At 71.1% G+C, this 15,371-nt stretch carries 14 protein-coding genes; 8 read left to right on the top strand and 6 right to left on the bottom strand.

The features are described 5' to 3' along the window. Window positions 1–78 precede the first annotated feature (78 nt). Both AB0C21_RS38270 and AB0C21_RS38265 read right to left on the bottom strand, forming a co-directional pair. Window positions 79–861 (bottom strand): cytochrome b/b6 domain-containing protein, encoded by a 783-nt coding sequence (locus tag AB0C21_RS38270; RefSeq protein WP_500210959.1) that lies wholly within the window; start codon window positions 859–861, stop codon window positions 79–81. Further along, window positions 848–1,552 carry a molybdopterin-dependent oxidoreductase gene (locus AB0C21_RS38265; RefSeq protein ID WP_500210957.1) on the bottom strand — a complete coding sequence of 235 codons (705 nt, stop codon included), beginning with the start codon at window positions 1,550–1,552 and terminating at the stop codon, window positions 848–850. Before AB0C21_RS38265 ends, AB0C21_RS38270 begins: the two co-directional genes overlap by 14 nt. 147 nt (window positions 1,553–1,699) lie before the next feature. Here AB0C21_RS38265 and AB0C21_RS38260 point away from each other — a divergent pair, with 147 nt between their 5' ends. From AB0C21_RS38260 to AB0C21_RS38250, 3 genes are all read left to right on the top strand, one after another. Beyond that, window positions 1,700–2,281 (top strand): HhH-GPD-type base excision DNA repair protein, encoded by a 582-nt coding sequence (locus AB0C21_RS38260; protein WP_500210956.1) that lies wholly within the window; start codon window positions 1,700–1,702, stop codon window positions 2,279–2,281. Window positions 2,282–2,675: 394 nt separating this feature from the next. Continuing rightward, window positions 2,676–4,754 (top strand): SpoIIE family protein phosphatase, encoded by a 2,079-nt coding sequence (locus AB0C21_RS38255; protein WP_500210955.1) that lies wholly within the window; start codon window positions 2,676–2,678, stop codon window positions 4,752–4,754. Window positions 4,755–5,007: 253 nt separating this feature from the next. After that, the gene (locus AB0C21_RS38250) at window positions 5,008–6,645 is read left to right on the top strand and encodes an RNA polymerase sigma factor (protein ID WP_500210954.1); all 1,638 of its coding nucleotides are present in this window, start codon (window positions 5,008–5,010) and stop codon (window positions 6,643–6,645) included. An 87-nt stretch (window positions 6,646–6,732) separates the two neighbouring features. Here the strand turns inward: AB0C21_RS38250 and AB0C21_RS38245 are convergent, their stop codons facing one another. Continuing rightward, complete coding sequence (locus AB0C21_RS38245) at window positions 6,733–7,476, bottom strand: YaaA family protein (protein ID WP_500210952.1); 744 nt, start codon at window positions 7,474–7,476, stop codon at window positions 6,733–6,735. 47 nt (window positions 7,477–7,523) lie between these two features. On the opposite strand from AB0C21_RS38245, the gene AB0C21_RS38240 reads away from it, so the two are divergent. Beyond that, on the top strand, window positions 7,524–8,231 hold the full coding sequence (locus tag AB0C21_RS38240) for a GNAT family N-acetyltransferase (RefSeq protein WP_500210950.1): 708 nt from the start codon (window positions 7,524–7,526) through the stop codon (window positions 8,229–8,231). Between the two features lie 164 nt (window positions 8,232–8,395). Here the strand turns inward: AB0C21_RS38240 and AB0C21_RS38235 are convergent, their stop codons facing one another. From AB0C21_RS38235 to AB0C21_RS38225, 3 genes are all read right to left on the bottom strand, one after another. After that, a complete protein-coding gene (locus AB0C21_RS38235) occupies window positions 8,396–8,626 on the bottom strand; it encodes a DUF7455 domain-containing protein (RefSeq protein ID WP_149262141.1) in 231 nt (76 codons plus the stop codon). A 119-nt stretch (window positions 8,627–8,745) separates the two neighbouring features. After that, entirely contained in the window at window positions 8,746–9,819 is a 1,074-nt protein-coding gene (locus AB0C21_RS38230) for an ABC transporter permease (RefSeq protein ID WP_500210948.1), read from the bottom strand. Continuing rightward, a complete protein-coding gene (locus AB0C21_RS38225) occupies window positions 9,816–10,718 on the bottom strand; it encodes an ABC transporter ATP-binding protein (RefSeq protein ID WP_500210946.1) in 903 nt (300 codons plus the stop codon). The genes AB0C21_RS38230 and AB0C21_RS38225 overlap by 4 nt, the downstream gene beginning before the upstream one ends. Window positions 10,719–10,929: 211 nt before the next feature. Here AB0C21_RS38225 and AB0C21_RS38220 point away from each other — a divergent pair, with 211 nt between their 5' ends. The 4 genes from AB0C21_RS38220 (at window position 10,930) to AB0C21_RS38205 (ending at window position 15,357) form a co-directional block, all read left to right on the top strand. Then, on the top strand, window positions 10,930–13,020 hold the full coding sequence (locus AB0C21_RS38220) for a DNA gyrase/topoisomerase IV subunit B (protein ID WP_500210945.1): 2,091 nt from the start codon (window positions 10,930–10,932) through the stop codon (window positions 13,018–13,020). Window positions 13,021–13,108: 88 nt separating this feature from the next. Then, entirely contained in the window at window positions 13,109–14,245 is a 1,137-nt protein-coding gene (locus AB0C21_RS38215) for a sensor histidine kinase (RefSeq protein ID WP_500210943.1), read from the top strand. Window positions 14,246–14,261: 16 nt separating this feature from the next. Then, window positions 14,262–14,921: a response regulator gene (locus AB0C21_RS38210; protein ID WP_500210941.1), complete on the top strand. Its 660-nt coding sequence runs from the start codon at window positions 14,262–14,264 to the stop codon at window positions 14,919–14,921. 73 nt (window positions 14,922–14,994) lie between these two features. Then, window positions 14,995–15,357, top strand: a complete 363-nt coding sequence (locus AB0C21_RS38205; protein ID WP_500210940.1) for a hypothetical protein — start codon at window positions 14,995–14,997, stop codon at window positions 15,355–15,357. The last annotated feature ends 14 nt before the right edge of the window (window positions 15,358–15,371 follow it).

Here is a 15,371-nt window from a genome sequence, read left to right as displayed (position 1 = left end):
CACCGAACCGGCCCTGGCACGGGAGCCTCGGCGAGAACCCCGCCTCGATGCCACACTCCAGCGCGCGTCCCGGGCGAGTCAAGACGTGCCGGGGGGTCGTTTCGCAAAATCCGGATCCCGTTCACCGGGCGTTCCGCGGGGATCATGGGGCGTTCCGCGGGGAGCGGGCGCCTCCCCCTCCACCTGCGCACTCGGTCCGGCGGCGGACGATCTCCCGCCGGCGCCTCGGGAGCCGCTCACGGCGTCGGCCCAGGCCACGTGATGCCGTGCGGCCCAGCCGGGGTCGACCCGCCCTGTCAACATCCCGGTCAGGGCCTGGCGGTCCCGCAGCGCCTCCCACAGGTGCCCGGCGGTCACCGCGAGGACGGCCAGGAAGAGCCAGTCGTGGACGAAGGTGGCGCCCGTACGCCACCGGTCGCCCCACGGCCCGGGGAAGGTCATGATCTCGCCGGTGCCGAGCATGACGAGGATCGCGCCCGCCGTGAACGCCGCGTTCAGCTTCTGGCCCGCGTTGAACTTGCCCACCGGCAGGATCCCGCGCCCGCCCCGCACGGCCCTGCGGTCGCCGCGCCTGAGCCACTGCCAGTCCGCGGGCACGAACCTGTTCAACCGGCGGAGGTCGGCCCTGAACGCCCGGGACACGAGACCGAGCACGATCGGCACGGGCAGGGCGAACCCGCACCAGACATGGACCGTCTTGACCATCTCCCTGCGGCCCACCAGCGTGGACAGCAGCGGCAGGTAGAGCAGCCCCGCGGTCAGCAGGCAGATCAGCATCAGCAGCGCGGTGGCATGGTGGATCGACCGCTCGGCCCGGGTGAACCGGACGATCCACGCCTGCGACGGCTCAGGTGGGCGCATCGCTGCGTCCGTTCGACCGTCCGACCCAGGCGTCCACGTCGTACCCCAGTTCCTCCCAGTAGCCGGGCTTCACCCGGTCGGTCACCTCGATGCCGCCCAGCCACTTCAGCGACTTGTAGCCGTACATGGGCGCCACGTACAGCCGTGTGGGGCCGCCGTGGTCGTGAGTGACGGGCTTGCCGTCCATCTGGGTCGCGACCAGCACGTCCCGGCGGCGCGCCTGCTCCAGCGTCAGCGACTCGGTGTAGACCCCGTCGAACGACGTGAACCGCACGGCCCTCGCCCTGGGAGAGACTCCGACCGCGTCCAGCAGATCGGGGAGCGCCACGCCGACCCATCGCACGTCCGGCACCCGCCAGCCCGTCACGCACTGGAAGTCCCGGTCGAGCACCGTCTGCGGCAACCGCGCGAGATCGGCCATCCCGAACGATTGCGGTTTGTCCACAAGACCCGAAACGGTCACACGATGCGTCGCCGCGCTCTGCCGCTTCACGCTGGACGTGACCGAGTAGTAACGGAATCCGCCGGCGGCCGGCAGGACGTCCCCGATCGGCCCGACCGGCGCCAGGGTCCGGCTCACCCTGTCCTGGACGGATGCCCCCACGGCGACCCCCGCCACGCCGAGGCCGAGCATCCCCAGGACGACCCTCCGCCCCACCGGACTGCCTTCCGTCCGCTCTTCCTCGCTCACGTCCCCATTCGAGCACCACCGGCCAGGGCCCGCCACCGCTCGGCGGCCCTCGTAAGACTTCTGACAGATCCGGGGTCCCCAACGGATCCGCGCAGACGGTTCCAGGACCGCCCCTGGACGGGCGCGACGGCGCTCTAAGCTGGGCCCATGGCCACGAAGGTTCAACTCGCACAGCGTCCTGAGGCCGACGAGCTGCTGGGACGCAGCCCGCTGGCCGCGCTGGTGGGCATGCTGCTCGACCAGCAGATCCCGATGGAGTGGGCTTTCTCAGGCCCGTACACCATTTCGCAGCGGCTCGGCTCCGACGACCTGGACGCCCACGAGATCGCCGCCTACGACCCGGAGCGGTTCGCGGCGCTCCTGGCGGAGAAACCGGCCGTCCACCGCTACCCCGGTTCGATGGCCAAGCGCGTCCAGCAGCTGTGCCAGTACCTCGTGGACCATTACGACGGCGACGCCGAGAAGGTGTGGAAGGGCGTTGACAGCGGCAAGGAGCTGTACAAGCGGCTGAACGCCCTTCCGGGTTTCGGCAAGCAGAAAGCGCAGATCTTTCTGGCCCTGCTGGGCAAGCAGTACGGCGTCCGCCCGGACGGCTGGCGCGAGGCCGCCGGCGTGTACGGCGAGGACGGGTCGCACCGGTCCGTGGCCGACATCACCGGACCCGAGTCCCTCGCCCAGGTGCGGGCCTTCAAGCAGGAGATGAAGGCCGCGGCCAAGGCCTCCAAGTAGGGCCGCCGAGCAGGGTCGGCGGAAGGGCGGAACTCGCCGAACGGGGCGAGTTGACGCCCCGTGACGCATCAACGCCGTAACATCTCCTTCTTGCCGTCCTGAGCGGGCCGCCCCGCAGGCCCTTCCTGGACGGTGTCCGAATCCGACGAGTTCGTCCGGGGCCGAGGGGACAAGGATGTTCAGCAGGGGTTCCGTACGCGGCGAACCATCGGGATGATGAGTACCTGACTCCTACCGGTGTTGTGATGGAGGCGGGAGCGTTAACCTGCTCCCATTCACTCATAGTGATGAATAATTGCCGCGCGGTACGGGACCCTCTGGGGCGGAGGTGTTGTCCTTGAGCACCGAGACGTCCGTTCCGCATCCCCGCGTCTCAGGGGTGGAGGGGCAGCCCATGGATGCGTCCGACGCCGCGCTGTACGCGACCTTGCTGAAGGAAGCCCCCGAAGGGCTGGCGTTCTTCGACCGTGATCTGAGGTGCCGCCGGGCGAACGACGCGCTCGCGTCGCTGCTGGGCGTCCGCGTGCGCGATCTCCAGCAGCGCCGGCCGTCGGAGGCGCTGCCCGAGGCGCTGGCGGCGGCGTTCGAGTCGGCGCTCCGGAAGGTGGTCGCCGAGGACCGCCCGGTGAGCGGCCTCGAGGTCGTCGTCTCGGTCCGCCCGCAGGAGGCGTCCGACGAGCCGTCCGGCGTGGCCACCGCCGTCGAGGAGCGCATCCTCGCGTGCACGTGGCTGCCCGCCAAGGGCGGCGGCGACGAGCGGCCGGGCGTCGTCCTGACCGCGCTGGACGTCACCGAGCGGCGCAGGGCCGAGGAGGTCATCCGCCGCAAGGAGCAGCGCTACCGCTCGCTCGTGGAGGCCAGCGCCCAGGTGGTGTGGGTCGCCGCACCGGCCGGCGGCGTGATCGACGACGCGCCCGAATGGCGTGCGATCACCGGCCAGACGCCGGACGACTACGCGGTCGGCGGCTGGCTGTCGGTCGTGCACCCCGAGGACCGTCCCCGCATCGAGGCGCACTGGCGCGACTGCGTCGAGGAGAACCGGGTCTTCGAGACCAACTACCGCATCCGCACCAAGAGCGGCACCTACCGGCACTTTGACGTCCGGGCCGTGCCCATCTGGCAGGGCGACGCGGTGATCGAGTGGGTCGGCGCCAACACCGACGTCACGGGCCAGCGCGAGGCCGAGGAGATGCGCGGCAGGCTGACCGAGCAGCTGTCGGCGGCGGCGCTGCGCACCGCGCGCCTCCAGCAGGCCACCTCCATGCTCGCCGAGGCCCTGACCGTCTCCCAGGTCGTCCAGGTCATCACCGAGGTCGGCCGGTCCGCCATCGGCGCCGACTACTCCGCCGTGGCGCTGCTGGACGACGACAAGCTGCGGCTCAGCATCGTGGCCCCGTCCCAGCCGGGGGCGGAGAGCGAGACGCCGCCGCCGTCGCGCGACGGGATCAAGGTCAGCGACCAGACCGTGATGTCGGTGGCGGTGCGCGAGAGCCGGCCGTTCCTGGCCGAGCACCCCGACAGCCTGCGCCTGCAGCTGGGCCACGGCGAGCGCGACCTGTTCGCCCAGCACACGGAGGAGCGCGCCTGGGTGGGCCTGCCGCTGCTCGCGGCCGGCGCCCCGATCGGCGCGCTCCGCTTCTCCTTCACCCGGCCCCGGGAGATCACCGAGGAGGAGCGGGTCTTCCTGGAGGCGCTCGCGGGCCAGTGCGCGCTGGCCGTGGAGCGGGCCCTGCTGTTCGAGCGCGAGCACCGGACCGCCGAGGAGCTCCAGCGGAGCCTCCTGCCGAGCGACCTGCCGCAGCTGCCGGGGATGGCGCTGGCCGCCCGCTACAACCCCGCGACGCGCCACGTGCAGGTGGGCGGCGACTGGTATGACGTCTTCCGCCTCGCCGACAACCGGCTCGCCGTGGCGTGCGGCGACGTCATGGGCAAGGGAGTGCTCGCCGCGGCCGGAATGGGCCGCGTCCGCAACGCCCTGCGCGCCCTCGCGCTGAACGATCCGCGCCCCGCCGCCGTCCTGGCCGGCCTCGACCGGCTGTTCAGCGCCACCGAGGACGAGGAGCAGTTCACCACCGTCGTCTACGCGGTGATCGACCCCGAGACGGGGCAGGGGGAGCTCAGCAACGCCGGCCACCCGCCGGCCCTGCTGATCTCGCCCGACACGCCCGCGCGCGTGAGCACGAGGGAGCCCGGAACGCCCCTCGGCTGGCCGAGCCAGCGACAGCAGACAAGTTTTTCCATCGAGACCGGCAACACTGTGGTCTTCTATTCCGATGGACTTGTGGAGAACCGTAGGCGTGGGGTGGACGCCGGGCTGGAGGAGCTTGTCGCCGTGGCCGCGGACGCCCCACCTGAAGTGGTAGGAGATCCCGAGAGACTCGTCGACTTCCTGGTCGATCGGATGCTTGCCGGGTATGAGCAGGTAGACGATGTGACCGTGCTTGCCCTGCACGTCCCGCCCAAGTCCGAGTGAACCCCGCCGAAGGCGGCGCCGAGACGGTCCGGCACGTTCGAAGGACCGCCCCGCGCCCTCTAAGGTGGAGTGTTACCGGGTAGGACTCCAAGGCGGAATGCGCAGCAGTGCCAGAATGCTTGACCCAGAGAGAGCGGGTACGCTGCGGTCCCGCACCGGGAGGTCCGCTCCGTGTGTGGTCCCACCCAGTGTGAGGCCGAGCCCGTCAGGGCACTTGGGTCAACCAAGCCACACGTTCGTTCGAGAGGTATTTGTGTCGCCTGCTAGCTCGACCTCGAAAGCGTCAGATCTGCACGATCACGTCATCGCGCAACTGATCGAGCGTGGACGGTCCCAGGGTTACCTCGAAGCCGACGACGTACGACGTACGTTCGAGGAGGCCGACATCCCCGTGTCGAAGGCCTCCAGCATTCTGCGGAGCCTCAGCAAGGAGGGTGTGACCGTCATGGTGAGCGCTGCCGACTCCGCGGCGCCCAAGCGTCCGCGCAAACGCGCGACGCCGCCGGCACGCAGGCCCAAGACCGCCGCCGCCGCCAAGGAGCAGCCCGACACGGTGACGGCCGTCGTCGGCGACGACGCGCCGGAGGAGGCCGTCGCCGCGCCGCGCCCGGCGGCTCCCAAGCCCGCGCCGCCGAAGAAGGCCGCGCCGGCCAAGGGCGCCAAGGCGAAGAAGGGCGCGCCGGCGAAGAAGGCCGCCGCCCAGCCCGTCAAGGCCGCCCCCGCCGACAAGGGCGACGAGCCCGAGGTCGATGACGAGGTGGACGTCGATCTCGACGCCGACCTGACCGACCTCGAGGTCGAACTCGAGGTCGAGGTCGACGCGGCCGAGGAGCCCGAGACCGAGGAGGAGCCCGCCCCCGCCGCGCCCGCGGCGAAGGCCGCTCCCGCCGGCAAGGGCGACACCCCCTCCGAGGAGGAGGGGTTCACCCTCGGCGACGACGACGAGGACGCGCCCGCGCAGCAGATCGCGGCCGCCGGCGCCACCGCCGACCCCGTCAAGGACTACCTCAAGCAGATCGGCAAGGTGCCGCTGCTGAACGCCGAGCAGGAAGTCGAGCTCGCCAAGCGGATCGAGGCCGGCCTGTTCGCCGAGGAGCGCCTCGCCGCCTCCGGTCCCTCGATGTCCGAGGAGGACCTCGAGGACTTCGAGTGGATCGCCGAGGACGGCCGCCGCGCCAAGAACCACCTCCTGGAGGCCAACCTCCGCCTGGTGGTCTCGCTGGCCAAGCGCTACACAGGGCGCGGAATGCTGTTCCTGGACCTGATCCAGGAGGGCAACCTCGGCCTGATCCGCGCGGTCGAGAAGTTCGACTACACCAAGGGCTACAAGTTCTCCACGTACGCCACCTGGTGGATCCGGCAGGCGATCACCCGCGCGATGGCCGACCAGGCCCGCACCATCCGCATCCCGGTGCACATGGTCGAGGTCATCAACAAGCTGGCGCGCGTGCAGCGGCAGATGCTCCAGGACCTGGGCCGCGAGCCCACCCCGGAGGAGCTGGCCAAGGAGCTCGACATGACCCCGGAGAAGGTCGTCGAGGTCCAGAAGTACGGCCGCGAGCCCATCTCGCTGCACACGCCGCTCGGTGAGGACGGCGACAGCGAGTTCGGCGACCTCATCGAGGACTCCGAGGCCATCGTCCCGGCCGACGCGGTCAGCTTCACGCTGCTGCAGGAGCAGCTCCACTCGGTCCTCGACACGCTCAGCGAGCGCGAGGCGGGCGTGGTGTCGATGCGGTTCGGCCTCACCGACGGCCAGCCGAAGACCCTGGACGAGATCGGCAAGGTGTACGGGGTGACCCGGGAGCGCATCCGGCAGATCGAGTCCAAGACCATGTCGAAGCTGCGCCACCCGTCCCGTTCCCAGGTCCTGCGCGACTACCTGGACTGACCGGCCGCGACACAGACCCGTCGACGGTAGGGCCCCGGCAGCGCCGGGGCCCTACCGCGTGCTTGGAATCGTGCCGGGGACGTGTCGTCAGTCGTGCAGGACGACGTCGAGGTTGGCGCCGTTCAGTTCGACGGTGTGGCCGAGGCCGGCGACGGCCTTGACGAGTTCGTCCGGGGTGCGCGGAGCGGCGCCCGCCTTGATCAGGTCATGGGCGATCCGGCCGCGGGTGGCCTTGGCCATGTGGCTGACGACGGTCCGCTTGGCGACGCCGTCCACGAGCCGCTCCCGGAACACCCGTACGGAGACCGCCGGTCCGGGCGCCTTCCACGCCGACGCGTACGGCCCGGACCGCATGTCCACGACCAGGTCGTCGTCGAGCCGGAGGGCCTTGCGCATCGCCGGGCGCCACGACGCCCCCAGTCCTCCCGCAGGAGGTAGCGAGACCCCCATGGCGAGCCGGTAGGGCGGGACGCGGTCGGTGAGCCTCAGCGCGCCCCACAGGCCCGAGAACACGATGATCTGCCGGGCGGCGGCCTCGGCGTCCAGATCGGGCAGGTCGAGGTTGTCGTAGAGGACGCCGGTGTAGAGCCGCGCCGCCGGCAGGGTCGGCGCCTTGCGCACGGCCTTGTTGCGGGCGACGGCCTCGTCGGCCTGGCCGGGCGGAAGGCCGAGCACCTCCGCGGCGTCGGCCCGCCGGCACGCCTTCGCCAGAGCCGCGAGAACGCGTTTGCGCGTCGGGTTCAGCTCCGGGAAGCTCAGCGAGGCGAGATCGAGGGGCGGGCCGTCCCCCTCGGTGGCCTTCTTCTCCGACGGCGGCAGCAGGATGTGCACGATCCCCCCGAAAGCGGTGACAGATGGCGCGGTCCCTGGAGAGTCGGTTGGGCGAACTGGTCGCCGAGGCGTGGCCCGCGCCGTCCGCCCAGGATATTGGCGGCTGGCTGCTGCGCCACGCCGGCGGCGTGACCAAGCGGGCCAACTCCGTCCTGCCCTTGGACGATCCCGGGGACGTTGACCGGGCCATTGAGCGCGCCGAGGGCTTCTACACCGCGCTGGGGCTCCCGACCGTGTTCTCGATGGACGCCCAGGCGCGGCCCGCAGGGCTCGACGGGGTCCTCGAAGGGCGGGGATACGACCTTGTCGACCCGACGCTCGCGATGGCGACCGAGTTGAGCGGCCTCTACGAGCGGGACGGTGTGGACATCGCGGACGCCCCGTCCAGTGAGTGGCTCGATCTGTGGTGGTCGGTCGACGGCCGCTACGACCACCAGCTGCCGATGGCGGAGAAGATCCTGACCGGTGTGAGCGCCGGCTACGCATGCGCGGACGGCCTCGCCGTAGGGCGCGGCGTCCCTCAGGGGGAGTGGCTCGGCATCTATGCCATGGCCGTCGCGCCGGAAGCGCGCAGGCGGGGTCTGGGCCGGCGCGTCCTGCGGGCCCTTCTCGGCTGGGGGAGCGAGCAGGGATGCGAACGGGCGTACCTGGTGGTCGTCGAGCGGAACGCCCCCGCCAGGGCGCTGTACGAGGCGGAGGGGTTCGTGCATGCGGCCGCCTATCACTACCGCGTGAGGAATGTCACCACAAGGTGAGAAGTCGAAGGGCGAAGCGCATCACCGCGCCGTCCCTGTATGGCTACGATGTGCAATCACTCGTGCACTCAACGCAATTGTCCTCCGCATGTGCCTGAGGGAGGAATGCGAACGGCGGCCACCGTCTCCGGTGGCCGCCGCCTAGGGTCGCTCTATTTTGAGGGCTACCGCTCCTCGTCAGAAGCGACGGCCGGGGTTTCGTTCAGCCGGTCGGTCTCGTCCTGAATGTCGGCCCCGTTGGAGCGGAGGGCCTCTGCGTACTTGCGCCCGTGGTGGGCGCAGAACAGAAGGTCGCCGCCGCCTACAAGGACTGCACGGACGTAGGCCTGAGCGCCGCAGCGGTCGCATCGGTCGGCGACGGTCAGCGGCTTGGTTGGGGCAAGGGCTCCAGTCACGGCACCTTCCTCATGCTCGGGGTCGGTACTTAGGACAACATCTAACCCGACGCTGGCGTTCCCAACCTGGTTCTTCGTACGCCCACAGCAGAATGGCCCAATTAGTGACCGAGGTCACATTAGGCGGCATCCCAGCGGAACAGCCGCACCGCGACCAACGCACCGACGACCGCGACGCCCAGCAGAACGGCGATCTGGGGCAGTGCGGAGGCCGGCCCGAGCCCCCGGCCCATCACATTGAGCATGCCCTCGTTGAGATAGCGCAGCGGGAAGATGTAGGACAGCGTCCTCATCCAGGCCGGGGAGGCGTCCAGGGGGAAGAACGAGCCGCCGAGGAACGCCATCGGCAGCACGATCAGCTGGGTCACCGCCTGCGCGGTCTCCTGCGTCTTGGCCCACGCGCCGATCAGCATGCCGATCGACAGGAAGGCGAGCACGCCCGCGACCACCATCGGGATCGCCATCCACCAGGCCCCGCTGAGCTTCAGGCCGAACATCGGCAGCTGCGCCACGAGCACGAACAGCGCGAACTGGACGAGCGCCACGGCGAGGCTGACCGCCACCCGCGCGGCGAACACGGTGGGGATCGGGGCGGGGGAGAGCTGGAGGCGGCGCAGGATGCCCTTGGTGCGCCACGTGACGAGCGTCTGGGACGCCCCGAAGACGCCCGCCGACGCCAGCGCCCAGCCCAGGAGGCTCGGCGTGAAGAACTGGATGGCCTTGAGGGAGTCGTCCTCCACCTGCCGGTCGGTCACCCGGTAGGCGGGCGGCTTGCCGGAGGCGGCGAGGTTCGCCGACTGGACGATCGAGTTCATCAGGCCGCGCACCGTCCCGGACTTGACCTGGTCGGCCACCGAGTAGTGGACGACCAGTTCGCCCCCGGCCTGCTCCACGACGGCGTCGGCGTCGCCCTTCTCGACCTTGCGGAGGGCGGCGGCGCGGTCGGGGGCCTTCTCGACCTTCATGACCTTGCCGAGCTCGCCGGCCCCCTGCGCCACCGCCTGGTCGATGACCGGCGCCTTCCCCACCTCCAGGACCTTCACCTTGGACGTCGACTGGTGGCCGAAGATCCCGCCGAAGACCACCAGGAACATCAGGGGGAACAGCACGGTGAAGAACAGCGCGGTGCGGTCGCGCCGGAAGCCCAGGAACATCGCCCTGGACAGGCTCTTGAAACTCTCGAACGTGCTCACGCCCTGTACTCCCGTCCGGTGAGCTCCAGAAAGACGTCCTCGAGGGTGGCGCCGCGGATCTGGACGCCGGCGAGCGCGTCCTTGGCCGCCATGGCGGCGACCACCGCGGAGGGGTCGCGGGTGGAGATGGTCAGCGAGACGCCGTCGTCGTCGGCCTCGTCCGCGCCCGGGAGGAGCCGCGCGTCCTCGACGGCCAGGACCCCGCTGGCCACGCTGATCCTGGCAGGGGCCGCCAGCCCGCGCACCAGCACCGCCGGCGGGCCGAGCCGCAGGATCCTGCCCGAGTCCATGATGGCGACGCGGTCGCAGAGGATCTCCGCCTCGTCCATGTAGTGCGTGGTCAGGACGATGGTGCGGCCGTCGGTGTTGATCGAGCGGAGCACGTCCCACAGGTTGCGGCGCGCCTGCGGGTCCAGCGCGGCGGTGGGCTCGTCCAGGAACACGAGCTCCGGGTCGTGCACGAGCGCGCACGCGATGGACAGTCGCTGCGCCTGGCCGCCTGAGAGCTTCTCGACGCGGGTGTCGGCCTTGTCGTCCAGGCCGACCAGTTCGAGCATCGCGTCGGCCTTCTTCGCCGGGACGCCGTAGAGGGAGCCGAACGTCCGCAGCTGCTCGCGCGCGGTCAGCCGCTCGAAGAACGACGACGCCTGCAACTGGACGCCGATCCTGGGGAGCAGCTTGGAGTTGCGCGGCCAGGGAGGCAGGCCGAGCACGGTGAGGTCGCCCTCGTCCGCCCGCCGCAGCCCCTCGATGATCTCCAGTGTGGTGGTCTTGCCCGCCCCGTTCGGCCCGAGGATGCCGAAGAACTCGCCCTCCTCGACGGCGAACGTCACCCCGTCCACGGCCTGGACGTCTCCGTAGCGCTTGCGGAGGCCCGAGACCTCGATCGTGTGCACCATGCGAGGACAGTAGGGAGGAATCCGGCCCTCGCACACCCACCTATAGGTGGACGTTCGGGTCTGATAGTCGAAGTAGGGGTAGCCTGGCGGACCATCCGGGCCCCGCCGCGACGACGTGCGGAACGTCGGCGGCGGCGAGCCTTTCGGTGGATTGTCGGCGGCCGGGGGTACCCTTCTGCCGACCGTCCTACCCCCGAGGAGCACACGCACGTTGACCGCCGCGACCGCCGAAGCGACAACCGAAGACCCGCACGGCTACTCCGCCCGGCACCTGTCGGTGCTGGAGGGCCTGGAGGCCGTGCGCAAGCGACCCGGCATGTACGTCGGGTCGACCGACAGCCGTGGCCTCGCGCACTGCCTGTGGGAGATCGTCGACAACTGCGTCGACGAGGCCCTCGCGGGCTACTGCACGCACATCAGCGTGACGATGCACGCCGACGGCTCCTTCGCGGTGGGCGACAACGGCCGCGGCATCCCGGTCGACCTGGAGCCCAAGACGGGGCTGCCCGGCGTCGAGCTGGTCATGACGCGGCTGCACGCGGGCGGCAAGTTCGGCGGCGTGTCCTACACGGCGTCCGGCGGCCTGCACGGCGTCGGCGCGTCCGTGGTCAACGCCCTGTCCGCGCGGCTCGACGTCGAGGTCGACCGCGACGGCCACACCCACGCGATCAGCTTCCGGCGCGGCCTGCCCGGCGAGTTCGCCGACGACGGCCGCCCGAACGCCCGGTTCAAGAAGAAGTCCGGCCTCCGGCAGACCCGCAAGGTCGCCAAGAAGACCACGGGGACCCGTGTCCGCTTCTGGCCCGACATGCAGATCTTCCTGAAGGACGCCACGGTCGAGCAGTCCCTCGTCCTCGACCGGATGCGGCAGACCGCCTTCCTCATCCCGGGCCTGACCATCGACGTCCGCGACGAGCGCGGCGAGGAGGTCGTCGACGAGACGTTCCGGTTCGACGGCGGCATCGGCGAGTACTGCTCCTACCTCGCCAAGGACGCCCCGCTCGTCGACGTGCTGCGGCTCCAGGGCCGCGGCCACTTCACCGAGACCGTCCCCGTCCTCGACGACCAGGGCCACCTCACGCCCACCGACGTCGAGCGCGACCTCGAGGTCGACATCGCGCTGCGCTGGGGCACCGGCTACGACACGATCACCAAGTCGTTCGTGAACGTGATCGCCACCCCGAAGGGCGGCACGCACGTGCGCGGCTTCGACCGCGCCGTGCTCAAGGTCGTCAACGAGCAGCTCCGCGCGACCAAGCTGCTGAAGAACGGCGACGAGGACGTCATCAAGGAGGACGTCCTGGAGGGCCTCACCGCGGTGGTGACGGTCCGCCTGCCCGAGCCGCAGTTCGAGGGCCAGACCAAGGAGGTCCTCGGCACGTCCGCGGCGACGCGCATCGTCTCCCAGGTCGTGCAGCGCGAGCTGCGCGCGATCTTCGAGAACCCGCCGCGCGGCCAGAAGCAGCCGCTGCGCGCCGTGCTGGAGAAGGTCGCCGGCGCGGCCAAGACCCGTATCGCCGCCCGCACCCAGCGCGACAACCAGCGCCGCAAGAACGCGCTGGAGAACTCCGCCCTCCCGGCCAAGCTCGTCGACTGCCGCACCGCCGACGACCGCAGCGAGCTGTTCATCGTCGAGGGCGACTCGGCCCTCGGCACCGCCAAGCTGGCCCGCAACTCCGAGTTCCAGGCGCTGCTGCCGATCCGCGGCAAGATCCTGAACGTGCAGAAGGCGTCCGTCGCCGACATGCTGAAGAACGCCGAGTGCGCCGCGATCATCCAGGTGCTCGGCGCCGGCTCGGGGCGGACGTTCGACGTCGACGCCGCCCGCTACGGCCGCGTGGTGATCCTCGCCGACGCCGACGTCGACGGCGCCCACATCCGCACGCTGCTGCTCACCCTCTTCTACCGCTACATGCGGCCGATGCTGGAGGCCGGGCGGATCTTCTCCGCCGTGCCGCCGCTGCACCGCATCGAGCTGGTCAAGCCCCGGAAGGGGCAGGACAAGTTCATCTACACCTACTCCGACGCCGAGCTGCGGCAGCGGCTCGTCGAGCTGGAGCGCAAGGGCCAGCGCTGGAAGGAGCCGATCCAGCGCTACAAGGGCCTCGGTGAGATGGACGCCGACCAGCTGGCCGAGACGACGCTCGACCCCCGCCACCGGGTACTGCGGCGCGTCCGCATCGAGGACGCCGAGGAGGCGGGCAAGGTGTTCGACCTGCTGATGGGCAGCGAGGTCGCCCCGCGCCGCGCGTTCATCACCGCCGGCGCCACCGAGCTCGACGCGGAGCGCATCGACACCTGAGCGAGCGGGCTCCACCCTGAGGTGGAGACCGCGAAGTCCAGCCGGGCGCCGATCCGCGCGAGGGCCCGGATGCCTACCGTCAGGGGGCATGAACGCCGTGAAGACCGTGGGGGGCCGCACCGCCCGTGCGGTGATCGTCGGCATCCTGCTGAGCTGGGGCCTCACCGCCTACGTCCGGGGGCTGCTCAGAGCCGACCCCGCCCCCGCGCTGCACGGCGTCGGCCTGGCCCTCGTCGTGCTCAACGTGATCATGTTCGCCCTGCTGGGGAGCGGCATCTGGCTCGGACGGGAGTGCGGGGCACGGCACCGGTCCCTGGCCATCGTCCTTCTGCTGGGGGCCATCGCGGCGGCGATGGTGCTGTACGCGCTGGCTCCCGACTCGGGCAACGGGTTCTTCTTCTCCATGGCCGGGCTCTGGGCGCTGCTGATGTGGTTGCCGGTGCCGTGGGGCATCGCGGTGGGCGCGCTGACGGTCGCCGCGATCGGCGGGCTGGGGCAAGCGTACGCCGCAAGCGGCGCGGACCTCGGTCTGATGGCGGCGGTCGCGGGCATCACCCTGGGCGCGCTGGCGAGCCGCCAGGGCAGGGCCGCGCAGGAGGCGACCCGCCGTGCCGAGGCGGCCAACGCCGTCCTCGCCGAGCGGTCGCGCATCGCACGGGAGATCCACGACATCCTGGCCCACTCGCTGTCGGCGCAGATCGTCCATCTGGAGGGGGCGCGGCTGCTGCTCGCGCGGGACGGCGACCGCGTCCAGGCTCTGGACCGGGTGGAGCGCGCGCGGAACCTCGCCCGATCCGGCCTGGAGGAGACCAGGCGCGCCCTGGCCACGCTCCGCGGCGAGATACCGGAGCCCGAAGAGGTCCTCCAGGAGCTCGCCGAGGAGTTCTACGCCAGCACCGGACGCCCGTGCGACGTGCACGTGACCGGCGTGCCGCGCGAACTGCCGCCGCAGGCCGGGCTCGCGGTCGTCCGGACCGCGCAGGAGGCGCTCACCAACGTCCGCAAACACGCTCCCGGCGCGCGCGCACGGGTCGCCCTTCGCTACCTCACCGGCAAGGTGGAGCTCGAAGTGACCGACACCGGCGGCACGGAGACCGTCGAGGAGCTGGGCGGCGGCGGATACGGCCTCGTGGGGATGCGGGAGCGTGCGGAGTTGATCGATGGCACGCTGGTGACCGGACCGGACGGCAGGGGATTCCGCGTGTCCCTCAGCGTCCCGGCCTGAGCGGAAGGTGCGAGTGGTGAGCGACACGGCGAGGATCCTGGTCGTCGACGACCAGACCGTGGTGCGCGAGGGACTGGTCCTGCTGCTGGAACTGCTGCCCGGCATCGAGGTCGCGGGGGCGTGCGGCGACGGCGAGCAGGCGGTGGCGCTGGTCGCCGACCTGCGCCCCGACGTCGTCCTCATGGACCTGCGCATGCCGCGGATGGACGGCGTGGAGGCGACCCGCCGCATCAAGGAGGCGCACCCGGAGGTCGGGATCGTCGTCCTCACCACCTACGCCGACGACGAGTCGATCTTCGCGGCGCTGCGCGCCGGGGCCCGCGGGTACCTCACCAAGGACGCCGGCGCCGACGAGATCGCCCGCGCCGTCGCAGCCGTCCGCGAGGGAGGGTCCCAGCTCGACCCGGCCGTCCAGCGCCGCCTGGTCGAGGCCGTGGCCGTCGGGGAGGCCCCCCGCCGCGCCTCGGGCGGCCGGCTGCCGGACGGCCTGACCCGCCGCGAGGCGGAAGTGCTCACGCTCATCGCCCAGGGACGCTCCAACGCCGAGATCGCCGGCGACCTGTTCATCTCCGAGGCGACCGTCAAGACGCACATCAACAACCTGTTCGCCAAGGCCGGCCTCCGGGACCGGGCCCAGGCCGTGACCTACGCCTTCCGGCACGGCCTCAGCGGATGATCTTCGGTCAGCGTCCGGCAAGGGCCTGGTCAAGGCCCGTCCCGGCACGCCCGCGCGGCCCCAGCATGGGACGGTGCTCAGAACCTGCATGATCGCGGAGTACCTGCGCCCGTACGCGCAATGGCGGATCAACCGCCCCGATCCCTGCGACGACGGCCGCAACGCCCGCGCCGCGATCGGCCTCATCGACGCGGCCGCCTACGTGGGGCAGCTGGACGACAGCGAGCGCGTCATCGTCCGCATGGCCGTCGCCGGCTGCTTCACCCTCGGCCGCTTCAACCCGGGCGCGGAGGGCGAGAAGATCATCCGTTTCTGGCACTACGACGACGCCTCCCAGGGCCCGGCCGAGCTCCTCGAAGCCGTGGCCGACTGCGCCGAGCGCGGCCTGGGCGCCCCTGCGCCGCGCCCCCGCGAGGGCCAGACCACGATGGCGTAACTCTCGCGGTGTGA

It is taken from the genome of Spirillospora sp. NPDC049024 (assembly GCF_040649235.1).
GTDB lineage: Bacteria > Actinomycetota > Actinomycetes > Streptosporangiales > Streptosporangiaceae > Spirillospora.
Note: the sequence above shows the minus strand (reverse complement) of the source record. Positions and strands in the feature narration are given on the sequence as shown.